A 23,573-nucleotide genomic window follows, 5' to 3' on the forward strand; every position below is an offset into this window, starting at 1 on the left:
GCGACCAAAAAGGTAAGAGTATGAGTTGATGGATCGGCCGGATCAAACCACCCATTTCGGCTTCAGGGACGTGCCTCTGGGCGAGAAGCAGACGCTGGTGAACGAGGTGTTTCACAGCGTGGCGTCGCGCTACGACCTGATGAACGATCTGATGTCGGTGGGCCTGCACCGGGCCTGGAAGGACGTCATGATCACGACGCTCGATCCGCCGAAGGGCGACCGGCCGTTCGCGCTGCTCGACGTCGCCGGCGGCACCGGCGACATCGCATTCCGGGCCGCCAAGACCGCGGGCACCGGCTTCCATGCCACGGTCTGCGACATCAATACCGACATGCTCGCCGTCGGCCGCGAACGCGCTGCCAAGCAGCACCTCGATGACCGCGTGTCGTTCGTCGAGGGCAATGCCGAGGCGTTGGGTTTCGCCGACCGCGCGTTCGACGCCTACACCATCGCGTTCGGCATCCGCAACGTGCCGCAGATCGACCTCGCGCTGCGCGAGGCCTACCGGGTGCTCAAGCCCGGCAGCCGCTTTCTCTGCCTGGAATTCTCCACCGTCGACGTGCCCGGCCTCGACAAGATCTACGATCTGTTTTCCTTCAAGGTGATCCCGCCGCTCGGCCGCGCCGTCACCGGCGACGCCGAGTCCTATCAGTATCTCGTCGAGTCGATCCGCAAATTCCCGCGGCCGAGCGCGTTCGCCGAAATGATCGGCGCCGCCGGCTTTGCGCGCGTGAAGTGGCAGAGCCTCTCCGGCGGCATCGTGGCGCTGCATTCGGGCTGGCGTTTGTGATCTCTGCAGTGACCCACATCGCGCGCCTTGCCCGCGCCGGTTTCGTGTTTGCGCGCGAGGGCGTGTTCGGCGTCGTCGATCCCGCGCTGGTGCCGCCGCCCGGGCAACTTGCGTTGAAACTGGCGCGGCTGATCGAGCGCCGCTCCGCCAAATCCGGGCCGCGGCTGTCCCGCGCGCTGACCCGGCTCGGGCCCGCCTATCTCAAGCTCGGGCAATTCCTCGCCACCCGGCCCGACGTGGTCGGCGTGGCGATGGCGCTCGATCTCGAAGCCCTGCAGGACCGGCTGCCGCCATTCGCGCAGGAAGAGGCCGAAGCTGTCCTCACGCAATCGCTGGAACGGCCGCTGTCGCAGGCCTTTGTGAAACTGGGTCCGGCGGTTGCCGCAGCCTCGATCGCGCAGGTGCATCGCGCCGAGGTCGAGCGCGACGGCGTGCGGCATCAGGTTGCGGTCAAGGTGCTCCGGCCCAATGTCGCCGCGCGCTTCCGGCGCGACCTCAGCGACTTCTTCTTTGTCGCGCACAAGGCGGAAGCACATTCCGCCGAGGCGCGGCGTCTGCGGCTGATCGAGGTCATCAACACGATGTCGCGCTCGGTCGCGATGGAGATGGACCTGCGGCTCGAGGCGGCCGCGCTGTCCGAGATGGCCGAGAACACGCGCGACGATCCGGACTTCCGGGTGCCGGCGGTGGATTGGGATCGCACCGCCCACAGCGTGCTGACGATGGAATGGATCGACGGCATCGCGCTGAACGATCACGCCCGGCTGGCGCAGGCCCAGGTCGACCTGCCGGACCTCGGCCGCAAGGTGATCCAGAGCTTCCTGCGCCACGCGCTGCGCGACGGCTTCTTCCATGCCGACATGCATCCGGGCAATCTGTTCCTCGACGAGGCCGGCCGGCTGGTCGCGGTCGATTTCGGCATCATGGGGCGGCTTGGGCTGAAAGAGCGGCGCTTCCTTGCCGAGATCCTGCTCGGCTTCATCACCCGCGACTATCGCCGCGTCGCGGAGGTGCATTTCGAGGCCGGCTACGTGCCGGGCCACCATTCGGTGGAGAATTTCGCGCAGGCGATCCGTGCCATCGGCGAGCCGATCCACAACCGCACCGCCGAGGAAATCTCGATGGCGAAGCTGTTGACGCTTCTGCTCGAGGTCACCGGGCTGTTCGACATGCAGACGCGGCCCGAACTGATCCTGCTGCAGAAGACCATGGTGGTGGTCGAGGGCGTGGCGCGCGGCTTCGACCCCAAGCTCGACATCTGGAAGATCGCAGACCCGGTGGTGCGCGAATGGATCACGCACAATCTCGGCCCGGCGGGACGCATCCAGGGCGCGCTATCGGGCGCGGGCGAACTCGGCCGCATCGTCGCCAACCTGCCGTCGATTGCCAACCGCGCCGTGACCGTGCTCGAGCAGCTGGAGACCATGACGCGGGAGGGCCACATGCTGTCGTCGGACTCCATCGACGAAATGGCCCGCGCCGAGGCCCGCAAGGCGCGGGTGCAGACCGTCGGCCTCTGGGTCATCGCCGCCGCCCTGATCGCAATCTTTTTCGCCATCCGCGCACACTGATTGCAATGCATGCACTATGTGATAGCATCGCTATCATGACTTGAGCATGATGCTGGGGGCACGCCGTGGCCAGCCTGACCATCCGCAAACTCGACGACACGCTGAAGGCCTACCTGAGGCTTCGCTCGGCCAGGAACGGGCGCTCGGTCGAGGAGGAGATCCGGGTGATCCTCCGGGACCTCGCAGAGGGCGGTATGGAGCCCGCAGAGACGCCCAGCGCGGGTTCCCCGACAGCTGCAGCCCCTGCTCCACGGGTCGCCAGCGTGGCCGGCGAGCCCCGCGTGACCCTGATCATCGGTGGCGGGATCGCGGCCTACAAGGCGCTGGATCTGATCCGGCGGCTGAAGGAGCGGCACATCCAGGTCCGCTGCGTGCTGACCAAGGCGGCCCAGCAATTCGTCACCCCGCTGGCGGCCAGCGCGCTGTCGCATGAGCGCGTCTACACCGACCTGTTCGACGCCGAGAGCGAGTTCGACGCCGGCCATATCCGCCTGGCGCGGGACTGCGACCTGATCGTGGTGGCGCCGGCGACCGCCGACCTGATGGCCAAGATGGCGCAGGGCCATGCCGACGATCTCGCCACCGCCACGCTGCTCGCGGCCAACCGGCCGATCCTGCTGGCGCCGGCGATGAACCCCTTGATGTGGAACAATCCGGCCACCCGCCGCAACGTGCTGCAGCTCCGCCGTGACGGCGTCCATACCGTCGGCCCCAACGCGGGCGAGATGGCGGAAGCCGGCGAGGCCGGTATCGGGCGGATGGCCGAGCCGACCGAGATCGCCGCCGCCGCCGACCGCATGCTGCGGCCGCCGCAGCCGCGCCCGCTGGCCGGCAAGCGCGTGCTGATCACCGCAGGCCCGACCCATGAGGCGATCGATCCGGTCCGCTACATCGCCAACCGCTCGTCCGGCAAGCAGGGCTTTGCCATTGCCGCCGCCGCCCGCGCCGCCGGCGCCGAGGTCGTGCTGGTGACCGGCCCGGTCGAGCTCGGCGATCCCCAGGGCATCTCCGTCATGCGGGTAGAGTCCGCGCGCGACATGCTGCACCGGGTCGAGGCGGCGCTGCCGGTCGACGTCGCGATCTTCGCCGCCGCGGTCGCCGACTGGCGGGTCGCCACCGAAGGCAGCCAGAAACTGAAAAAGACGGCGGCCGGGATGCCGCCGCTGCAGCTCGTCGAGAACCCGGACATCCTCGCGACAATCTCCAAGCTGAAGGAGAAGCGGCCGCCGCTGGTGATCGGGTTTGCCGCCGAGACCGAGCATCTGATCGAGAACGCCAAGGCGAAGTTCGCGCGCAAGGGCTGCGACTGGATCGTCGCCAACGACGTCTCGCCGGCGACCGGCGTGATGGGCGGCGATCGCAACACCGTTCACCTGCTCTCGCGCGAGGGCAAGGACGTCACCGTCGACTCCTGGCCGGTCATGACCAAGGAAGAAGTCGCGAGCGCGCTGGTGTCGCGGATCGCAAGAGCCGTAGGAACCGCATCGTGAGCGCCACCATCAAGGTTGAAGTCCACCAATTGCCGCATGGCGCAGATCTTTTGCTGCCGATCTACCAGACCGCCGACGCCGCCGGGCTCGACCTTTTGGCCGCGGTGCCGCGGTCGGCGCCGCTGCTGCTGCTGCCGGGCCGCTACGAGATGGTTCCGACCGGGCTGACGATCGCGCTGCCGCCGGGCTACGAGGCGCAGGTGCGGCCGCGTTCCGGCCTCGCCGCCAAATACGGCGTCACGGTGCTAAACTCGCCCGGCACGATCGACGCCGACTATCGCGGCGAGATCAACGTGCTCCTGATCAATCACGGCCAGGAGGTGTTCTCGATCCGGCGCGGCGAGCGCATCGCGCAAATGGTGATCGCGCCGGTCACCCGGGCCGAGCTGGTTCCGGTCGACGTGCTGTCACCGACCGAGCGCGGCGGCGGCGGCTTCGGCTCGACCGGACGCTAGAGCGTTTTCGAGCGAAGTGGGCACCGGTTTGCGTGTGCGGCCGGCTCCGGGAGATCACGCTTTCCGGCGTGCTCTCCGCGAATACGGAGTCAATTCGCGTAAAATCCACATCAGCCGCCGCATTTTTTCACAGCGGATTCTGCGTTCACGGTCTGGACTCTTACTCGCCGAGTCCGGTTGGGACTATTCTGGATTGATTCGAGCGCGACGGGGGGTCTTCGTCGGGCTGTTGGGTCCTGCTTGGGCATGATCCCCGGACAGACGTCATACGTTTGCCGTGGGGGAATTCCGGTCTCCTGTTTTCCGGATCATGCCTTAAGGTTTGTGCGTTCTGGGGCAACATATGTCGGGCGTAGTCGCGGCAATGCGTCGAACCCTGCTGTCATGCACCTCACTGGCGCGCGACGGCATGCTTGGGCTCGCCATCACCGCATTGCTGCCGGCCCGCACGTCCTTTGCCGCTGAAAGCCTGGTCGCCCAGGCGATGTCGGATCATTTCGGCTTCAATCATCAGGAGATCGCGGTTCTCGCGACGTCGTTCGCGCTGGTCGGCTTTTCCGCCGTCGCCGCGATCCTTTTGATGCGCACCCGCCTGCGCGCGACGAGGAACGAGGAGCAGCTGCAGTCCGAGATCACGGACCTGCAGGCGCAATCGGACCGGCTGCGCGCGCTGCTGTTCGTCGAACCGCAGGTCCTGATCTCCTGGGCCGCGGGCGACAACCGGCCGCAGATTTCGGGCGACGTCTCGCTGGTGATGTCGCAGGAAAGCGCGCCGCAACGCATCCTCGCCTTCGGAACTTGGCTGCCGCCCGAGCCGGCGCTGCAGATGGACCACGCGGTCGACGCGCTGCGCGAAAAGGGCGAGGCGTTCCTGCTCAACCTCTCGACCTCGGCCGGCCGCGCCATCGAGGCGATGGGCCGCGCGATCGGCGGCCAGGCCATCGTGCGGATCCGCGAGCTCGGCGGCCTGCGCCGCGAACTCGCCGAATCCAACCTGCGCTACAAGACGCTGCAGGAGGAGACCGAGCTGCTGCGCGATTTCGCCGCCGCCGCGCCATGGCCGATCTGGGCCAAGAGCCTCGAGGGCAACCTGCGCTACGCCAACGCGGCCTATGTCCGCGCCACCGAGGGCAAGAGCGTGTCGGACGCGCTGCAGCGCAACCTCGAACTGCTCGAAAGCGACCAGCGCACCGAACTGACCCGCGCGCTGAACGACAATGCCAATTACGCCGCACGGCTGCCGATCGTGGTCAGCGGCGAGCGGCGGATCTACGACGTCCAGGCGCTCAAGCTCTCCGGCGGCAGCGCCGGTATCGCGATCGACGCCAGCGAAGCCGCCGCGTTGCGCGCGGCGATCGCGCGGATGGTCGAGGCGCACCGGCGCACCCTCGATCAGCTATCCTCGGGCGTCGCCGTCTTCGATGCCGACCGGCGGCTCACCTTCTACAACGAATCCTACCGGCGGCTGTGGGGCCTCGACCAGGCCTTCCTCGACAGCAATCCCGACGATTCCAGCGTGCTGGACCGGCTGCGCGCCAACCGCAAGCTGCCCGAGCAGCCGGACTTCCGCGCCTGGAAGGCCAAGCTGCACGAGGCCTATCGCGCGGTCGAATCCGAGACCTACACCTGGTTCCTGCCCGACGGCCGCGCCATCAGCGTCGTCACCACGCCGAACCTCGAGGGCGGCGTCACCTATCTGTTCGACAACGTCACCGAGAGCCTCGACCTCGCGCGCCGCTACGACCGCCTGACCCGGGTGCAGCGCGAGACCCTCGACAATCTCGGCGAGGCGGTCGCGGTGTTCGGCAGCAATGGCCGCGCGGAACTGTTCAACCCGCCCTTCGCCAAGATGTGGAAGCTGCCGGCCGATGCGCTGCAGGGCGAACCGCACATCGAGGCGGTGGAAGCGCTGTGCCGGCCGCTGTTCGATGACGCGCTGACCTGGCGGACGCTGCGCGAGCAGATCACGGCGATCGAGAACCGCGCCCAGGTCGCGCTCAAGCTGGAGCGCAAGGATGGCAGCGTGCTGAATTGCATGACCATCCCGCTGCCCGACGGCAAGACCCTGCTCGCGTTCCAGGACATCACCGACACCGAGAATGTCGAGAGGGCGCTGCGCGAGCGCAACGAGGCGCTGGAAGCTGCCGACCAGATGAAGGTGGATTTCGTTCACCACGTTTCCTACGAGCTGCGCGCGCCGCTCACCACCATCATCGGCTTCGCGCATTTCCTCAGCGATCCCTCGACCGGGCCGCTGACGCCGAAGCAGGCCGAATATCTCGACTACGTCACCAAATCGACCAACGCGCTGCTGGCGCTGACCAACAACATTCTCGATCTCGCCACCATCGACGCCGGCGCGATGAAGCTCGAACTCGGCCCGGTCAATATCGGCCAGGCGATCGAGGCCGCTGCCGAAGGCATCCAGGACCGCCTCGCGACCGACCGCATCACGCTGAAGGTCGATATCGAGCCCAACATCGGCGCCTTCGTCGGTGACGAGCGGCGCGTGGTGCAGGTGCTCTACAATCTGCTCGCCAACGCGGTCGGCTTCTCGCCGCATGACGCCACCGTCACGATCAGCGCGCACCGCACCGAGCACAGCGTGGTGTTTTCGGTGACCGACGCCGGTCCCGGCATTCCGGCCGAGATGCGCGACAAGGTGTTCAACTGGTTCGAGAGCCATTCGCACGGCTCGCGGCATCGCGGCGCGGGGCTCGGCCTGTCGCTGGTCCGCTCCTTTGTCGAACTGCATGGCGGACGGGTGCGCGTCGATTCGACCGTAGGCCGCGGCACGACCGTGACCTGCGACTTCCCGATCGACCAGACCGCACATCGCAACGCTGCGGAATGACGGCGACCTCGACATTCTCGGTGGCGCTCGCGAACGAAACCGCGACGGCCGAGCTGATGGCCGACCTCGCGCTCTTGATCGGCGCCGGCGACGTCATCACGCTGTCGGGCGACCTCGGCGCCGGCAAGACCGCGGCCGCCCGCGCGCTGATCCGCTACCTCGCCGCCGACGATACGCTGGAAGTGCCGAGCCCGACCTTCACGCTAGCGCAGAGCTACGAACTGCCGTCGTTTCCGCTGGTTCATGCCGACCTCTATCGCATCAACGATGCCAGCGAACTCGAGGAGCTCGGGCTGTCGCCGTTGCCCGACGACATCATGGCGCTGATCGAATGGCCGGAACGTGCGCCGGACGCCATGCCCACTGATCGCATCGACATCGCATTCAGCCACCGCCCGGCGCTCGGATCGGCCGCACGCGCGGCCGAGATCACCGGCCATGGCAAAGGCGCGGCGAAGGTTGCGCGGCTCAACGAGCTGCGCCGGTTCCTCGAGCGCGGCGGCTTCCTCAACGCCCGGCGCGAGCGCATGCCGGGCGATGCCTCGACGCGCTCCTATGCGCGGCTGCGCAACGACGACGGCAGCGTCATCCTGATGAACTCGCCGCGCCGCCCCGACGGACCGGCGATCTACAACGGCAGGTCCTACAGCGCGGCAGTGCATCTCGCCGAAGATGTCAGGCCGTTCGTCGCCATCGGAAACGGCCTGCGCAAGCACGGCTTCTCCGCGCCCGCGATCCGTCACATCGATCTCGAATCAGGCTTCCTGATCACCGAGGATCTCGGCGCCGAAGGCGTGATCGAAGGCGATCCACCGCAGCCGATCGCCGAGCGTTACGAGGCCGCCGTCGACATGCTGGCGGCGCTGCATCGCGAGGTGCTGCCCGACACGCTGCCGGTGACCTCAGACGAGAGCTACGACATCCCCGTATTCGATATCGACGCCTGGCTGATCGAGATCGGGCTGATGCTGGAATGGTACCTGCCTGACCGCGGCGTGCAGCCGGACGAGGAGCTCCGCACCGAATTCCTCGGGATGTGGCGCGGCCTGCTGCAGAAGCCCGCCGCGGCGCCGCAGACCTGGGTGATCCGCGACTTCCATTCGCCGAACATCATCTGGCTTGCCGAGCGCACCGGCATCCTGCGCGTCGGCATCATTGACTTCCAGGACGCGCTGCTCGGCCCCGCGGCCTATGACGTGGTGTCGCTGCTGCAGGATGCGCGGATCGACGTGCCCGAGCAGCTCGAGCTGTCGCTCTTGACGCGCTACATCAAGGCGCGGCGCGCGACCGACGAGAGCTTCGATCCCGCAGGGTTCGCTGAGCTCTATGCGATCATGTCGGCGCAGCGGAACACCCGCTTGCTCGGCACCTTTGCGCGGCTCAACCGCCGCGACGGCAAGCCGCAATATCTGAAGCACCAGCCGCGGATCTGGACCTACCTCGAACGGTCGCTGGCCCATCCGGCACTGGCCACCTTCCGCATCTGGTACACGGCCAACGTCCCTCCTCCAGTACCGTAGTTTACGGGTTGTTAGCCTTGGGTCTCCTAGAGTTGTGGAGGCCGCATTTCATCCAAGGCGCGGCCGGATCGGGAGCAGGACCACACGATGGGGACGGAACGACGCAAGGGCGATCGTGTCACGTTTGAGCGCGGCATAGCCGCGCACATGATGGGCATTGACGGCACCTGGCGGCGCGACTGCACCATGGAAGACGTGTCGGAGACGGGCGCCAAGCTCTCCGTCGACGGCTCGGTCGAGGGCCTGAACCTGAAGGAGTTTTTTCTGCTGCTGTCGTCCACAGGATTGGCCTATCGCCGCTGCGAGCTGGCGTGGGTCAATGGCGACCAGATCGGCGTCAACTTCCTCAAACAAGGCGACAAGAAGAAGAAAACTGCCAAACGCGGCGCGCAGGCTGCCGACGTCTAGGCCCGTTGCCGTCTTACGGCCGTCATGTCCCGTGACTATGGCGTCTGATCGATGCGCTTGCCGAATCGCCGTGATATGATCGGCGCCGAGAGATGATGACCGAGAATATCAGGAAAATGCCCGTCACTCCCCACAAGGCTATGGTGCTCGCTGCGGGCCTCGGCGTGCGCATGCGCCCTCTGACCGACACGATGCCGAAGCCGCTGGTGAGCGTCGCCGGCCAGCCGCTGCTCGACCATGTGCTCGACAAGCTTGCCGGCGCCGGCGTCAGCGAAGCGGTGGTGAACGTACACTACTTACCCGACCAGATCATCGAACACGTCAAGATCCGCAGCCGCCCGCGCGTGATCATCTCCGACGAGCGCGACCAGGTGCTCGGCACCGGCGGCGCGGTGGTGAAGGCGCTGCCGCTGCTCGGCGATGCGCCGTTCTTCCATCTCAACGCCGACACGATGTGGATCGACGGCGTGCGCTCCAACCTGGCGCGGCTGGCAGAGACATTCGATCCCGAGCGGATGGATATTCTGCTGCTGATGGCACCGACCGCCTCGAGCATCGGCTACAGCGGCCGCGGCGACTATTCGATGTTGCCGGACGGCGCACTACGCAAGCGCCGCGAGAACCAGGTGGTGCCGTTCGTCTATGCCGGCGCCGCGATCATGTCGCCTGCGCTGTTCGCCGACGCCCCCGCCGGCGAATTCTCTCTGACCAAGATGTTCGACCGCGCCAACGAGCAGGAACGGCTGTTCGGCCTGCGCCTCGACGGCGTCTGGATGCATGTCGGGACCCCGGACGCAATCCAGGCCGCGGAAGAAGCTTTCCTGGAAAGCGTCGCTTAGAGCGGGATGAGTGTTGGTTGAATCGGCTTGCCTCGCTTTCGGTTCACCTCTCCCCGTCGGGGAGAGGTCGGATTGCGAAGCAATCCGGGTGAGGGCTCTTGCTCCCTCGATAGACCGTAACCCCTCACCCGATTTGCTGCGCAAATCGACCTCTCCCGAAGGGAGAGGTGAACTACGACGCCGTTCCGGCTCATCCTAGACCCACCCGTCAATCATCGCTGTCGATCGCGAGCACTGCAAAACTCGCGAGCCAGTGCTCGCCCATATAGTCGCTGGCGATATGCGGCAGCCCGGCGTCGAGATGGCCTCGCGCAGCATCCAGCAGGATCGGGCGTCGCGCATCGCCCTCCGGCAACGCGCCGGCCAGCGCGCGCCAGCACCATGCCCGGCTGAGATTGAGCCCATCAAGATGCGCCAGCTTGCCATCCGACCGGTCGGTGACCGTGGCGGGCCGGAACAGGGTTGCGGGTTCGCGTTGCGCGAGCCGCGGCAGGAAGCGGTCGAACCAGGACAGGAAGTCGCCCGGCGCCAGCAGCCGGCGCATGCATTCCGCTTCGATCAGTGCGGACGACTGAAAATCATCGCCGCTCGGCTCGCCCCAGGCGGGACAATCCTGATCGGCTCCGTACCAGCGCAGCGCGGTCTCGCGTAACAGCGCACTGAGCGCGCCGTCCTGCGTCACTGCGGCGTAGTCGGCGGCCATGCGCAGCCCGAACGCGGTGTTGAAATGCGTGCCGACCCGCACCGGATAGGTGGCGAGCGGCAGGAAATCGCGAAAGCGCTGCGCGAAGATTGCGGCAAGCGGCGCGATCTGCGCGCGCCACCGCGTCTCGTCGAGCGCAGCGAGCTCCGCCGCAAGCTTCAACAGCCAACCCCAGCCGTAAGGCCGCTTGAAGCCGCGCGCCGTCGGGGCCGCGAGATAGGCGCATTCGGCCGCGACCTTCTCCGCGACGAACTGCACGTCGAACAGGGCGCGTATATCGTCCGCCGCTTCTGACGCCGGATAGCGGCGCAGCAGCCGGGCGAGCATCCAGTAGCTATGGACGCAGGAGTGCCAGTCGTAGCTGCCGAAGAACACCGGATGCAACTCGCGCGGCGTGCGTGCGTCCTGCGGCCCTGCCAGCACATGATCCGGCTTGTTCGGGTACTCGCGCGTGACATGGCCGAGCGCGATGCGGGCGAAACCGACGGCGAGGTCTTCGGTCAGGATCGTCTCGCTCATGATGAGGCTTTCTCCTTTCGCTCGCGCCGAACCAGCATCTCGATCAGGCGCGGCATCATATAGATCGGAAACTGCGTGGCGGCGAAGAACAGCGCCGTCATCGGTGACACCGCCGCGCCCATCGCCGACCAGACCAATCCGACGTTGCGGTTGCTCAGAATGAGACCCGTGGTCAATCGCTCGGCCAGCGGACCCGGCGTCAGCAGCGCGCCAAGCGCTTGCAGCGCGAGATTGCAGGCGAAGGCAAGGCCGACAAAGCTCAGCGCAGTGGCCGGCTGCGCTTGGATCTGTGCACGTACCCCGGCCATGGTGGCAATCGCAAACAGCAACAGTGAGGCGAGCACAAGCGCGTCGATGGTGCGCGAATGCCGCACCAATTGTGCAGTAGCCTGACGGCGAAGTAGCAACGCCAGCACGCCGGCGCCGACGACCAGCAGCGCCAGCCGCGCGGCGAGCGCCAGCGGATCGAGCGCAAGATCGGCAAATCCGGCCGCGATCAGCGGAACCGTGATCGGGGCCAGCGCCATCGACAGCAGCGTCACGGCCAATGGAATGGTCGCGTCGAAGCCGAGCATGCGTGCGACCGCCGCCGTGCCGGTCGATGGCGGCGCGCACACCGACAGCACCAGCGCAACGATCAGCTCCGGCCGAAATCCGGCGCCGCGCGCTGCGAAGCCGACCGCAAGCGGACAGGCCAGCATCGCCAGCGCCGGCAACAGCAGCGAAACCAGCGGACGCCCCAGCGCACGCCGGAACGCCACGCCGTCGACCTGGAGAAAGGTCCCGAGAACCAGGACGAAGATCGCCGCCGCCATCAGCGGGCGTACGCTGTCCGCCAGGGCCGGGAAAGCCAGCCCGGCCAGCACGCCGATGATCAGCAAGGTCGGCCCGCGCGGCACCAGTTTCGCGAATGATCGTCCCAAGTCTGAACGTTTCAAGTCTTCCCGCCTCATCGTCGCGTCAGTCGCAATCGTAGGCTTGTGCAAATCATCGTTGAAATCGATTATTATTATAAGCATTATTGCTGTGATGAATTTAGCCGCCGTCGATCTCAACCTGCTGGTCGCCTTCGAGGCGCTGATGGAGGAGCGCCACGTCACCCGCGCGGCCGAGCGCATTGGCCTCGCCCAGCCGTCGATGAGTAGCGCGTTGCGCAGGCTGCGCGCGCTGTTTGCGGACGAACTGTTCCTGCGCGCCGGCGCGGGCATGCAGCCGACCGAAAAGGCACTCTCCCTGGCCGGGCCGATCGGAGAGGCGTTACGGCAAATCAGGGGTGCGCTGGCGCCCGATCGGTGCTTCGATCCGGCCACCGCGCGAAGGCGCTTCACCATCGCCGCGACCGACTACGGCGACCTCGTTCTGGTGCCGGAACTGAGCCGCTTGTTGCGCATGGAAGCGCCGGGCATCGACCTTGCCGTACGCCCGCTGACTGACGCGACAGCGGCCCTGGCAAAGCTCGAGCGCGCCGAACTCGATGCGCTGATCGGCGGCCATCTGCCGGACTCGCCCCGCTGCGTCCGGCACCGGCTGTTCGAGGAACGCTTCGTGTGCATCCGCGATGCGGCGCGCGCGAGCCGATCCGAGGCTCTCAGCCTGGAGGATTATGCGACCCTGCCGCACGCGCTGTTCTCCGCGGCCGGCGGCGATGGGCTGCCGAGCGTGATCGACGCGCTGCTGGCGCGCCATCGGCTGAAGCGACGGGTGGCCGTGACGCTGGCGCATGTGGTGGCCGTTCCCTTCGCCGTGGCCGGCACCGATCTGATCGCCACGATGGCCGAACGCGTCGCCCGGCGCTTCACGCATCTCGCCGAAATTACCGCCGTGATGCCGCCGATCTACATCCCTGCCTTCGCCATCGACCTGATCCATACAGCCCGCGCGGCTGAAGATCCGGCGCTGCGCTGGTTCCTCGATGCCGTCGATCGCTGCGCCGCCCGGCTGCGATAATCAGCGGTGATGGCTGATCTGCAGGGGTGGCTAACGACGGCCGCCGCTCCCTATATTGGCGCCTGATTCGAACCAGGCAGCCCATGCGCGTTTTCAGCGTTCCCGTTTCTGCGCCGTTCCTGCGCGCCGTCATTTCGGCGCTGGTCGACGGCCGGCTGGTCGCAGGATTCGAGGCGCAGAGCGATCCCGCGAAGCTCGCCGGCGCCACGCTCTATCTGCCGACCCGCCGCGCCGGCCGGCTGGCGCGCGAAATCTTCCTCGATGTGCTCGATTCCGACGCCGCGGTGCTGCCGCGCATCGTCGCGCTCGGCGAGATCGATGAGGACGAGCTCGCTTTCGCCGACCAGGGCGACGACGTCGGCGGCGCCGCGCCGCTGGAGATCCCGCCGAGACTCGGCGAGCTCGAGCGCCGGCTGACGCTGGCGCATCTGGTCGCGGCGTGGGCGAAGACGCCGGTGTCGGCGCCGCTGGTGGTCGGCGGTCCGGCCTCGACGCTGCAGCTCGCCGGCGATCTGGCGCGGCTGATGGACGACATGGTCACGCGCGGCGTCGACTGGCGCGCGCTCGACCGCCTGGTGCCGGACCAGCTCGACAAATACTGGCAGCATTCGCTCGACTTCCTGCGCATCGCGCGCGATGCCTGGCCGAACTACCTCAAGGAGATCGGCCGGATCGAGCCGGCCGCGCGACGCGATCTCCTGATCGAGGCGGAGGCGGCGCGCCTCATGGAGCATCACGCGGGCCCGGTGATCGCGGCCGGTTCGACCGGCTCGATGCCGGCGACCGCAAAATTCCTCCACGTGGTGGCGAAGCTTCCGAACGGCGCCGTGGTGCTGCCCGGGCTCGACACCGATCTCGACGAGGACTCCTGGGACACGATCGGCGGCGAACGCGGCGACGACGGCAGGTTCACGACGCCGCCCTCGTCCAACCACCCGCAATTCGCGATGCACGCCTTGCTCGACCGCTTCGGCATCAAGCGCCGCGACGTCGAGAGCCTTGCCGAGCCTGCGCCGCTCGGCCGCGAGGTGCTGGTGTCGGAGACGATGCGCCCGTCGACGGCAACCGCGCAGTGGCACGACCGGCTGGAACGGCCCGAGATCGTAGCGCGGATTTCCGCCGGGATGACCAATCTTACCGTGGTCGAAGCGCCTAATCCGGAGATGGAGGCGCTGGCGATCGCGGTCGCGATGCGCGAGGCGCGGCATCTCGGCAAATCGGCCGCGCTGGTGACTCCGGATCGCGCGCTGGCACGCCGCGTGATGGCCTCGCTGACGCGCTGGAAGCTGGAGTTCGACGATTCCGGCGGCGACGCGCTGATGGAAACGCCGCCCGGCGTGTTCGCCCGCCTCACCGCGGAGGCCGCGGCCAAGGGGCTGGAGCCGCCGACATTGCTCGCGCTGCTCAAGCATCCGCTGTTCCGGCTCGGCGGCGCCCATGGCGCGCTAAAGCGCGCGATCGAGGTGCTAGAGATCGCGCTGCTCCGCGGCACACGGCCGCAAGCTGGAACCAGCGGCCTCGCGCGCGACTTCGCGCGTTTCCGCGCCGAGCTCGTCAAGCTGCATGGCGGCGAGACCTCGTCGCTGCACGCCATGGAGCCGCGCGCCCGGCTGCGCGACAACGAGCTCAACCAGGCCCAGCACCTGATCGTGAGGCTGCAAACGGCGCTGGCGCCGCTGGAAGGCATGGCCTCGTCAAAGCCCTATGACTTCGCCGAGCTGGCCGCGCGTCACCGCGAGGCGCTGATCGCACTGTCGGCCGACCAGAACGGCGTCGCAATCGTGTTCGAGGAACGCGCAGGGGCATCGCTTGCGTCCGCCTTCGACGAGCTGCTCGCCAAGCAGCAGCCGAGCGGGCTGATGACGCCGCTGTCAGATTATCCCGAGGTGTTCCAGACCGCGTTCGCCGACCGCATGGTGCGGCGGCCGGAATCGGCGCGCGCGCAGCTCAACATCTTCGGCCAGCTCGAGGCGCGTCTGACCGAGTCGGATCGCGTCATCCTCGGCGGTCTGGTCGAGGGCGTCTGGCCGCCGGCGCCGCGGATCGATCCGTGGCTGAGCCGGCCGATGCGGCACGAGCTCGGGCTCGATCTCCCCGAACGGCGCATCGGCCTCTCTGCGCACGACTTTGCGCAGCTGCTCGGCCATGACGAGGTGATCCTCACCCATGCGGCCAAGGTCGGCGGCGCGCCCGCGGTCGCTTCGCGCTTCATGCACCGGCTCGAAGCCGTTGCGGGCGAAGCGCGCTGGAAGGCGGCGACATCGGCCGGCGAAACTTACGTGCAATATGCCGCCGAGCTCGACCGGCCCGACACCGTCAAGCCGATCCCGCAGCCGGAGCCGCGGCCACCGCGCGAGGCGCGGCCGCTGAAAATGTCGGTCACCGCGATCGAGGACTGGCTGCGCGATCCCTACACGATCTATGCGCGCTACATCCTGAAGCTCGATCCGCTCGATCCCGTCGACATGCCGCTGTCGGCGGCCGATCGCGGCTCCGCGATCCACGAATCGCTCGGCGAGTTCACACAGGTTTATGCCGACGCGCTGCCTGACGACATCAAGAGCGCGCTGCGCGACATCGGGGCCAAGCATTTTGCGCCACTGATGGAGCGGCCCGAAGCGCGCGCGCTGTGGTGGCCACGCTTCCAGCGTATCGCGGCGTGGTTTTCCGAATGGGAGCAGGCCCGGCGCGGCAGTATTGCTGCAATCAAGGCCGAGATCCGCGGCGAGATCGGCATTCCGCTTGACGCGACGAGGACATTCACGCTCTCCGCGCGCGCCGACCGCATCGAGCGCCGCGACGACGGCAGCTTTGCGATCCTCGACTACAAGACCGGCCAGCCGCCGACCGGCAAGCAGGTGCGCATGGGCCTGTCGCCGCAGCTCACGCTGGAAGCCGCGATCCTGCGTGAGGGCGGCTTCGCCGGCATCCCGGCCGACTCCTCGGTCGGCGACCTCGTCTACGTCCGGCTGAGCGGCAACAATCCGCCGGGCGAGCAGCGTTCGCTGGAGCTGAAGATCAAGACCAACGATACGCCGCAGCCGCCCGATGAAGCCGCCGACAGCGCGCGGCGCAAGCTGGAAGATCTGATCCGCGCATTCGACGACGAGCAGCAGGCCTACACCTCGCTGAACCTCTCGATGTGGGCGAACCGTTACGGCGCCTATGACGATCTTGCGCGCATCAAGGAATGGTCCGCGGCCGGCGGCCTGGGGATCGAGGAATGGTGAAGGCTATCAGACCCATCCCGCCTGCGGTGCGCGACGCGCAGGCGCGCGCGTCCGATCCGAAGGCGTCGACCTTCGTTTCGGCCAATGCCGGCTCGGGCAAGACCCACGTGCTGGTCCAGCGCGTGATCCGCCTGCTGCTGTCGGGCGTGCCGCCGGAAAAGATCCTCTGCATCACCTTCACCAAGGCCGCCGCGGCCAACATGGCCGAACGCGTGTTCACGACGCTCGGCCACTGGGTGACGCTCGACGACACCGCGCTCGATACCGCGATCCGCGAGGCCGGCATCGCACATCCCAGCGCCACGCTGCGGCGCGAGGCACGAAAACTGTTTGCCTGCGCGCTGGAAACGCCCGGCGGGTTGAAGGTGCAGACCATCCACGCGCTGTGCACCCGCCTGCTGCAACAGTTTCCGTTCGAGGCCAACGTGCCGGCGCGCTTCGCCGTGCTCGACGACCGCGACCAGAATGAGATGATGGAGCGCGCCAATCTCGCGGTGTTCCTCGAGGCGTCGCGGATTCCCGACAGTCCGATAGGCCGCGCGCTGCGGACGGCGATGGCGAGCGCCGCCGACGTCACCTTCAAGGAGGTGGTCCGTGAGGCCTGCCTCAGCCGCGATCATTTCATGGCCTGGACCGATGCCGCCGGCAGCGCCGCGGCCGCCGCCGCGCAGATGTCGGCCGCGCTCGGCGTCTCCTCCGATATTCGCATCGAGGATGTCGAGCGCGAGATCGTCGACGGGCCGAACCTGCCGCGGTCGAGCTGGAAGGAGATGGCGACGCTCCTCGACACCAGCAGCAAGGCGGATCAGAAGCAGGCCGAGCGGCTGCGGAGCGCGCTGACCTTTACCGGCGCAGCCCAGGTCGACGAATATCTCGGCGTCTTCCTGACCGATGACCGCGCGCCGCGTGCGTCTGTCGTCACCAACAATTTCATCAAGAAGAATGCCGTCGCAGGTCACCGGTTCGAGGCGGAGGTCGACCGGCTTGGTCCGTTGATCGAGCGCCGCCGCGCCGTGGTCGCGCGCGACCGCACCGAGGCGCTGATCCACATCGCGACCGCGGCAGCCGCGCACTACCGGCGCGAAAAGCTGGAGCGCGGCCTGCTCGATTATGACGACCTGATCGACAAGACGCTGGCGATGCTCGACCGCGTCTCCTCGGGCTGGGTGCATTACAAGCTCGACCGTGGCGTCGATCACGTGCTGATCGACGAGGCGCAGGACACCAGCCCCCGGCAATGGGACATCGTCGCGCACATCATCTCGGAATTCACCTCCGGCGCCGGTGCGCGCGATGGCCTGGTGCGTACCGTGTTCGCGGTCGGCGACGAGAAGCAGTCGATCTTCTCGTTCCAGGGCGCCGCGCCGCGCGAATTCGACCTGCGCCGGCGCGAGCTGAAGCGGCGCTTCGAGGAAGCCGGGCTGAAATTCGATCCGGTGTCGTTCACCTATTCGTTCCGCTCGGGACCGGTGATCCTGCATTCGGTCGACCACGTGTTCCGCGAGCAGGAGATCTTTCGCAGCATTCACGCGGTCGAGAACGGCTATCCGATCCACAACGCGATGGCTGACGCCGGCCCCAGCCTGATCGAGCTCTGGGATCTCGCCGTCGCCGACGACCGCCAGGACATCGAAGGCTGGCGCGCACCGTTCGACGGCGTCTCGGTGACCAGCCCCGAGGTGAAACTCGCGCGGCGCATCCAGGCCGAGATCAAGCGCCTCGTCAGCAGCGGCACCATGACCGGCAGCGCCGGCGGGCGGCGGCCGCTGCGTTATGGCGATATGCTGATCCTGGTGCGACGGCGCGGCAACGCGTTCGACGCGGTGATCCAGGCGCTGAAGCACGCCAACATTCCGGTCGCCGGCGCCGACCGGCTGAAGCTGACCGAGCACATCGCGATCATCGACCTGATGAACCTCGCCGACGCGCTGCTGCTGCCGCAGGACGACCTTGCGCTCGCGGTGGCGCTGAAGAGCCCGCTGTTCGGCCTCAATGACGACGATCTGTTCAAGCTGGCGTACCAGCGCCGCGGCTCGCTGCGCGAGGCGCTGGCCGCACTGGCGCCGACCGATGAACGATTCTCGGCCGCGCTGCGCCGCCTCGAACAATGCGAGCGCCGCTTCACCGAGGAGACGCCGTTCGCGTTCTACGCCTGGCTGCTCGGCGGCGACGGCGGGCGGGCGCGCATCCTGCGTCGGCTCGGCCACGAGGCCAATGACGCGCTGGACGAATTCCTCGAGCTCGCGCTGGGTTATGAGCGCAAGGCGCCGGCCTCGCTGCAGGGCTTCATCGCCTGGCTGCGCGCCGCCGACACCGAGGTGAAGCGCGACATGGAGATTTCGCGCGACGAGGTCCGCGTGATGACCGTGCACGGCGCCAAGGGCCTCGAAGCGTCGGTGGTGTTCCTGGTCGACACCACGACCTCGCCGTCCGACACCCAGCGGCTGCGGCTGATCCATCTGCCGCAGGGCAATGCCGCGCCGAACGCGCCCGGCGTCGTGGTGTGGGCCGGCAAGAAGGCCGAGGATCCCCCTAATGTCGCCGACGCGCGCAAGGCGATGCTCGGCGACACCGAGGACGAATATCGCCGCCTGCTCTATGTCGCGATGACCCGTGCGGCCGACCGGCTGATCGTCGGCGGCTGCATGCCCGGCAACATGAACACGGTGCGGAAATCCTCCTGGTACGATCTGATCACCAAGGGGCTCGTCAATTCCGGGCTCAAGCTCGAGGAGATCGAGACGCTGGCCGGCAAGGTGATGCGCTATTCGCGGCCGGATGACGTCGCCGATCTCGCCGGCGATGCTACATCAACGGCCGCAGAGCGGATCGCGCTGCCGTCCTGGCTGCGGACGGCGGCTGCACCTGAAGCGTCCGCAACGGGCGTGCTCCGTCCGTCCGATCCGGCCGATGGCGACAGCCATCCGATACGAACCGGCGAATCGGTGTTGCTGCGCGCCCGCGCCCTGCAGCGCGGCACGCTGGTGCATCGCCTGCTGCAATCGCTGCCCGAAATTGCCGCCGAGCGGCGGCGCACCGCCGCGCTCAGCTACCTCGCGCGCAACGCCGACGGCTGGAGCAAGGAGGAGCAAGCCGCGCTCGCAGACCAGGTGCTGGACTTGATTGCCTATCCGCGCTTCGCCGCCGTGTTCGCGCCCGGCAGCCGCGCGGAGGTCTCGATCGTCGGGCGGCTGGAGCGGCCGGGCCAGCCGATGGCGCTGGTCTCGGGCCAGATCGACCGGCTGGTGGTGACGCCGGACCATGTCCTGATCGTCGATTTCAAGACCAATCATGCTCCGCCGAAGACCGCCGCCGAGGCGCCGCGGGGCTATGTCCGGCAACTCGCGCTGTACCGGGCCGTGTTGGCGAAGCTTTATCCCCAACTGCCCGTCCGGGCGGCGCTGCTTTGGACCGAAACACCTGAAATCATGGAGATTTCGGCCTCCGCGCTGGACGCCGGGCTGGCATAAGATCATGTCAATGTGACCGAGCTTGACCCGGCAAGGGGGCGTTCATAGGTTTGACCCATGCTCCCCGGGCGCGATTCTCCGCCGCGCCCTTTTGTCTCAACCGAACGAGGTACTCACATGGCCGTTGGCAAGGTTTCTGACGCCGATTTCGAAGCCGAAGTGCTCAAGGCGACCGGGCCGGTGGTCGTCGACTTCTGGGCCGAGTGGTGCGGACCCTGCCGCATGATCGCGCCCGCTCTCGATGAAATTTCCGGCGCGATGGGCGACAAGGTCAAGATCGTGAAGCTCAACGTCGACGAGAGCCCGAAGACCGCGTCGAAATATGGCGTGATGTCGATCCCGACCCTGATGATCTTCAAGGGCGGCGAGATGGCGTCCCGTCAGGTCGGCGCCGCGCCGAAGGCCAAGCTGCAGCAGTGGATCACCGCTGCGGTCTGATCCGTTTCGAATTAGCTGATTTGTGCAAACGGCCGGCGAGAAGCCGGCCGTTTTGTTTTGTGGGCTCGTAGATCCCGTAGCCCGGATGGAGCGCAGCGCAATCCGGGGACACGGCGTCCGCGACACAATTGCCCCCGGATTTCGCTGCGCTCCATCCGGGCTACGGATCCGCGGATCCATCCCGTCGCCAGCGCCGAGGCGAGCTCGGCCTGGCCGTGCTGCCGCGCCAGCGCCGCCATCGCGGCGTGATCGTAGGGGATGTGGCGGAAGGTCACGTCCCAGCCGCCACCGACCCGTTCAAGAATCGCGTAGCGCGCATCCGGCGAACCCGCCTCCACGACATGCGGATACGGCTTGCCGGCGCGATAGCCGGGCGAGCCGACGCTGCCGGGATTGACGATCAGTCGCCCATCGCGAAGCCGCACGGCTCGCGCGGTATGGGTGTGCGCGCACAGGATCAGCGATTGCGTCACGTCGGCTGCCCTCGCCTCGATCGATTCCAGCGTCGACATGCAGACTTCGCCGCCCGGCAGCACCGTGTCGAGCCAATAGGTTTCGTCATCCTGCGGCGTCGCATGGCACAGGAAAACCTCGTCGCGATAGATCGCATTCGCCGGCAGCGTGCGCAGCCAGTCGAGATGCTGCGGCCCGAGCTGCGTATAGGTCCGCCGCTCCCATGAGCCCATTTTCTCGTGCGGACGGTCGATCAGATAGCGGTCGTGATTGCCGAGCAGATGGACCGCATCGAGCGCCATCAGCATGTCGATGGTCGGCCGGGCGTCGAGCGGCCCGCTCACCATGTCGCCGAGGTCGACGATGTCGGAAATGCCGCGCGCACGGATGTCTGACAGCGCGGCTTCAAGCGCGAGATGGTTGCCGTGGACGTCGGCGATCGCAGCAAAACGCATGGTGTTGTCCTGTCCTCAAGCGCGACGTCCCCTAGCCCGGATGGAGCGAAGCGCAATCCGGGCTACGACACCGACATCATGCAGGAGGCGTGCCGTTGGCCGCAAGCACCGGGCCGGCGAGATACAGCGAGCCGGTGATCAGGATGCGCGGCGGCACCTCGTAGGCCAGCGTGGCGAGCCGTTGCAGCGCGGCGTCGACACCGGATGCGATCTCGACCCGCATGCCGAGCGCACGCGCGGCATCGGCGAGTTTGTCCGGCGCCATGCCGTTGTCGCGGCCGGGCACCGGGACCGCGATGATGTGGCGCGTCAGTCCGGCGAAATTGGCGAGGAAGGCATCGGCATCCTTGTTGGCCATCATGCCCGTGATCACGACCAGCGGCCGCGACACGCGCTCCTCGAGATCGCCGAGCGCCGCCGCCGCAACGCGGCCGCCCTCGGCATTGTGCCCGCCATCGAGCCAGACCTCGGAGCCCTGCGGCCCCTGGCAGACCAGGCTGCCTGAGACCAGCCGCTGCATCCGCGCCGGCCATTCCGCGTTGACGATGCCGGCCTCATAGGCCGCGATATTGAGCTTGAACGTGTCGATCGCGCGCAAGGTCGCAATCGCGAGGCCCGCATTGTCGAACTGGTGCCGGCCGAACAGTCTTGGCGCGGCGAGATCCATCAGTCCGCGCTCGTCCTGATAGACCAGCCGGCCGCGCTCGACGCCGACATGCCATTGCTGGCCGGCGGCATGCAGCGGCGCGCGCATGCGCCTCGCCTCCGCCTCGATCACGGCCATCGCATCCGGCGCCTGCTCGGCAGAGATCACCGGCACCTTGCGCTTGATGATCGCGGCCTTCTCGCCGGCGATCAGAGTCAGTGTATCGCCGAGGAATTCCATGTGATCCATGCTGACCGGCGCAATCACCGAGGCCAGCGGCGTCTCGACCACATTGGTGGAATCCAGCCGGCCGCCGAGGCCGACCTCGAGCAGCGCGACATCGGCCGGATGCTTTGCGAACAGGCAGAATGCCACCGCCGTCTCCATCTCGAAGATGGTGATGGGGTTGCCGGCGTTGATGCGCTCGCAATGCTCGAACGTCGTGCGCAGCTCGTCGTCACCGACGAGCTTGCCGCCGCCCGTGGCACCCAGCCGGTAGCATTCGTTGAGCCGCACCAGATAGGGCGAGGTGAAGACGTGCACGCGCAGGCCGCCGGCTTCGAGGATCGCGCGCAGATAGGCGATCGTCGAGCCCTTGCCGTTGGTGCCGGCGACATGGATCACCGGCGGCAGCTTGCGCTCGGGATGATCGAGCCGCTCCATCAGGCCGCGCATGCGATCGAGGCTGAGATCGATGCGCTTCGGATGCAGCGCCGATATCCGCGCGATCAACGCCTCGAACGAGGGTTGCGATGGGGCGGCGCTTGCGGTCACGCGTGCGGCGCGGCCGGCACCGTCTCCGGGGCCGTGACGATCTGGGCCGGCTCGGTGACGGCGACCGTCGGCTTGGACGCGGTTTCAAGCGCCGGCGCCCTGGTCAGCAGGCGGCACAGCCGCGCCAGCGTGGCCTTCATCTCATGGCGATGCACGACCATGTCGACCATGCCGTGCTCGCGCAGATATTCGGCGCGCTGAAAACCTTCCGGCAGCTTCTCGCGGATGGTCTGCTCGATCACGCGTGCGCCGGCAAAGCCGATCAGCGCGCCGGGTTCGGCAATCTGGACGTCGCCGAGCATCGCATAAGAGGCTGTCACGCCGCCGGTGGTGGGATTGGTCAGCACCACGATATAGGGCTGCTTCGCCTCGCGCAGCATCTGCACGCCCACCGTGGTGCGCGGCATCTGCATCAGCGACAGGATGCCTTCCTGCATCCGCGCACCGCCGGACGCGGCGAACACGATGAAGGGCGACTTCTTCTCGACCGCGAGCTCGAGCCCGCGCACGATCGCCTCACCCGCGGCCATGCCGAGCGAGCCGCCCATGAAATCGAAATCCTGCACAGCGACCACGACGCCGGTGCCTTCGAGCTTGCCGTAGCCGACCTTGACCGCGTCGTTCAGGCCGGTCTTGGCCCGCGCATCCCTGATCTTGTCGACATATTTGCGCTCATCGCGGAATTTCAGCGGATCAGCCGTTACCTCAGGCAGCGCGACGTCGAACCAGGTCTCGTTGTCGAAGATCGACTTCAGCCGCGCCACCGCGCCCATGCGCATGTGGTAGTTCGAGCCGGGGATCACGAACTGGTTGGCCTCGACGTCCTTGTAGAACACGAGCTGCCCGGAATCCGGGCACTTGATCCAGAGGTTTTCCGGCGTCTCGCGCCGCAGGATGTTGCGGATCTTCGGCCGGACGACGTTGGTGAGCCAGTTCATGGTTCGCTCCGAAATGCGGGTCGGTCCCGCACCAGCTGGATATATGGCGGGCCGGGCGAACCCGGCAAGCCGC

At 67.3% G+C, this 23,573-nt stretch carries 16 protein-coding genes and 1 pseudogene; 12 read left to right on the forward strand and 5 right to left on the reverse strand.

The window, feature by feature from the left end:
• The first annotated feature begins 28 nt into the window (after nucleotides 1-28).
• The 8 genes from ubiE to AC066Y_RS19970 all read left to right on the forward strand — a co-directional run bounded on the left by ubiE (nucleotide 29) and on the right by AC066Y_RS19970 (nucleotide 9,927).
• Complete coding sequence (ubiE, locus tag AC066Y_RS19935; RefSeq protein ID WP_478275377.1) at nucleotides 29-790, forward strand: bifunctional demethylmenaquinone methyltransferase/2-methoxy-6-polyprenyl-1,4-benzoquinol methylase UbiE; 762 nt, start codon at nucleotides 29-31, stop codon at nucleotides 788-790.
• On the forward strand, nucleotides 787-2,361 hold the full coding sequence (gene ubiB / locus AC066Y_RS19940; RefSeq protein ID WP_478275378.1) for a 2-polyprenylphenol 6-hydroxylase: 1,575 nt from the start codon (nucleotides 787-789) through the stop codon (nucleotides 2,359-2,361). The genes ubiE and ubiB overlap by 4 nt, the downstream gene beginning before the upstream one ends.
• A gap of 65 nt (nucleotides 2,362-2,426) precedes the next feature.
• Complete coding sequence (coaBC, locus tag AC066Y_RS19945; protein ID WP_478275379.1) at nucleotides 2,427-3,851, forward strand: bifunctional phosphopantothenoylcysteine decarboxylase/phosphopantothenate--cysteine ligase CoaBC; 1,425 nt, start codon at nucleotides 2,427-2,429, stop codon at nucleotides 3,849-3,851.
• Nucleotides 3,848-4,306 (forward strand): dUTP diphosphatase, encoded by a 459-nt coding sequence (gene dut, locus AC066Y_RS19950; RefSeq protein ID WP_478275380.1) that lies wholly within the window; start codon nucleotides 3,848-3,850, stop codon nucleotides 4,304-4,306. Before coaBC ends, dut begins: the two co-directional genes overlap by 4 nt.
• A gap of 343 nt (nucleotides 4,307-4,649) precedes the next feature.
• A complete protein-coding gene (locus tag AC066Y_RS19955; protein ID WP_478275381.1) occupies nucleotides 4,650-7,160 on the forward strand; it encodes a sensor histidine kinase in 2,511 nt (836 codons plus the stop codon).
• A complete protein-coding gene (gene tsaE, locus AC066Y_RS19960) occupies nucleotides 7,157-8,680 on the forward strand; it encodes a tRNA (adenosine(37)-N6)-threonylcarbamoyltransferase complex ATPase subunit type 1 TsaE (protein WP_478275382.1) in 1,524 nt (507 codons plus the stop codon). Before AC066Y_RS19955 ends, tsaE begins: the two co-directional genes overlap by 4 nt.
• A gap of 87 nt (nucleotides 8,681-8,767) precedes the next feature.
• A complete protein-coding gene (locus AC066Y_RS19965) occupies nucleotides 8,768-9,088 on the forward strand; it encodes a PilZ domain-containing protein (RefSeq protein ID WP_163156892.1) in 321 nt (106 codons plus the stop codon).
• A gap of 116 nt (nucleotides 9,089-9,204) precedes the next feature.
• Nucleotides 9,205-9,927 (forward strand): nucleotidyltransferase family protein, encoded by a 723-nt coding sequence (locus AC066Y_RS19970; protein ID WP_478275383.1) that lies wholly within the window; start codon nucleotides 9,205-9,207, stop codon nucleotides 9,925-9,927.
• A gap of 208 nt (nucleotides 9,928-10,135) precedes the next feature.
• Here the strand turns inward: AC066Y_RS19970 and AC066Y_RS19975 are convergent, their stop codons facing one another.
• Both AC066Y_RS19975 and AC066Y_RS19980 read right to left on the reverse strand, forming a co-directional pair.
• A complete protein-coding gene (locus tag AC066Y_RS19975) occupies nucleotides 10,136-11,149 on the reverse strand; it encodes a DUF2891 domain-containing protein (RefSeq protein ID WP_478275384.1) in 1,014 nt (337 codons plus the stop codon).
• On the reverse strand, nucleotides 11,146-12,072 hold the full coding sequence (locus tag AC066Y_RS19980) for a hypothetical protein (protein ID WP_478275385.1): 927 nt from the start codon (nucleotides 12,070-12,072) through the stop codon (nucleotides 11,146-11,148). Before AC066Y_RS19980 ends, AC066Y_RS19975 begins: the two co-directional genes overlap by 4 nt.
• Here AC066Y_RS19980 and AC066Y_RS19985 point away from each other — a divergent pair.
• From AC066Y_RS19985 to trxA, 4 genes are all read left to right on the forward strand, one after another.
• Nucleotides 12,020-13,096, forward strand: coding sequence for a LysR family transcriptional regulator (locus AC066Y_RS19985; RefSeq protein WP_478275386.1), 1,077 nt, complete (start codon nucleotides 12,020-12,022; stop codon nucleotides 13,094-13,096). The two genes, AC066Y_RS19980 and AC066Y_RS19985, sit on opposite strands and share 53 nt — an antisense overlap.
• Nucleotides 13,097-13,179: 83 nt before the next feature.
• On the forward strand, nucleotides 13,180-16,326 hold the full coding sequence (gene addB, locus AC066Y_RS19990) for a double-strand break repair protein AddB (protein WP_478275387.1): 3,147 nt from the start codon (nucleotides 13,180-13,182) through the stop codon (nucleotides 16,324-16,326).
• Nucleotides 16,320-19,796 (forward strand): double-strand break repair helicase AddA, encoded by a 3,477-nt coding sequence (gene addA, locus AC066Y_RS19995; RefSeq protein ID WP_478275388.1) that lies wholly within the window; start codon nucleotides 16,320-16,322, stop codon nucleotides 19,794-19,796. Before addB ends, addA begins: the two co-directional genes overlap by 7 nt.
• 117 nt (nucleotides 19,797-19,913) lie before the next feature.
• Nucleotides 19,914-20,234, forward strand: coding sequence for a thioredoxin (gene trxA / locus AC066Y_RS20000; RefSeq protein ID WP_016847387.1), 321 nt, complete (start codon nucleotides 19,914-19,916; stop codon nucleotides 20,232-20,234).
• Between the two features lie 170 nt (nucleotides 20,235-20,404).
• On the opposite strand, the pseudogene AC066Y_RS20005 reads toward trxA, so the two are convergent.
• The 3 genes and pseudogenes from AC066Y_RS20005 to accD form a co-directional block, all read right to left on the reverse strand.
• A pseudogene (locus AC066Y_RS20005) lies at nucleotides 20,405-21,142 on the reverse strand (metallophosphoesterase family protein); the annotation flags it as partial.
• 76 nt (nucleotides 21,143-21,218) lie between these two features.
• Nucleotides 21,219-22,463: a bifunctional folylpolyglutamate synthase/dihydrofolate synthase gene (locus AC066Y_RS20010; RefSeq protein ID WP_478275477.1), complete on the reverse strand. Its 1,245-nt coding sequence runs from the start codon at nucleotides 22,461-22,463 to the stop codon at nucleotides 21,219-21,221.
• A 95-nt stretch (nucleotides 22,464-22,558) separates the two neighbouring features.
• Complete coding sequence (accD, locus tag AC066Y_RS20015; RefSeq protein ID WP_092120775.1) at nucleotides 22,559-23,500, reverse strand: acetyl-CoA carboxylase, carboxyltransferase subunit beta; 942 nt, start codon at nucleotides 23,498-23,500, stop codon at nucleotides 22,559-22,561.
• Nucleotides 23,501-23,573 lie beyond the last annotated feature (73 nt).

The organism is Bradyrhizobium sp. USDA3010 (genome assembly GCF_056429065.1).

What these genes read in the sequence shown, in the direction of transcription:
- ubiE (WP_478275377.1), top strand. Translation starts at nt 29, where the DNA reads ATGGATCGGCCGGATCAAACCACCCATTTCGGCTTCAGGGACGTGCCT.
- AC066Y_RS19955 (WP_478275381.1), top strand. Translation starts at nt 4,650, where the DNA reads ATGTCGGGCGTAGTCGCGGCAATGCGTCGAACCCTGCTGTCATGCACC.
- tsaE (WP_478275382.1), top strand. Translation starts at nt 7,157, where the DNA reads ATGACGGCGACCTCGACATTCTCGGTGGCGCTCGCGAACGAAACCGCG.
- AC066Y_RS19965 (WP_163156892.1), top strand. Translation starts at nt 8,768, where the DNA reads ATGGGGACGGAACGACGCAAGGGCGATCGTGTCACGTTTGAGCGCGGC.
- AC066Y_RS19970 (WP_478275383.1), top strand. Translation starts at nt 9,205, where the DNA reads ATGCCCGTCACTCCCCACAAGGCTATGGTGCTCGCTGCGGGCCTCGGC.
- AC066Y_RS19975 (WP_478275384.1), bottom strand. Translation starts at nt 11,149, where the DNA reads ATGAGCGAGACGATCCTGACCGAAGACCTCGCCGTCGGTTTCGCCCGC.
- AC066Y_RS19985 (WP_478275386.1), top strand. Translation starts at nt 12,020, where the DNA reads ATGATCAGCAAGGTCGGCCCGCGCGGCACCAGTTTCGCGAATGATCGT.
- addB (WP_478275387.1), top strand. Translation starts at nt 13,180, where the DNA reads ATGCGCGTTTTCAGCGTTCCCGTTTCTGCGCCGTTCCTGCGCGCCGTC.
- addA (WP_478275388.1), top strand. Translation starts at nt 16,320, where the DNA reads ATGGTGAAGGCTATCAGACCCATCCCGCCTGCGGTGCGCGACGCGCAG.
- trxA (WP_016847387.1), top strand. Translation starts at nt 19,914, where the DNA reads ATGGCCGTTGGCAAGGTTTCTGACGCCGATTTCGAAGCCGAAGTGCTC.
- AC066Y_RS20010 (WP_478275477.1), bottom strand. Translation starts at nt 22,463, where the DNA reads ATGCGCGGCCTGATGGAGCGGCTCGATCATCCCGAGCGCAAGCTGCCG.
- accD (WP_092120775.1), bottom strand. Translation starts at nt 23,500, where the DNA reads ATGAACTGGCTCACCAACGTCGTCCGGCCGAAGATCCGCAACATCCTG.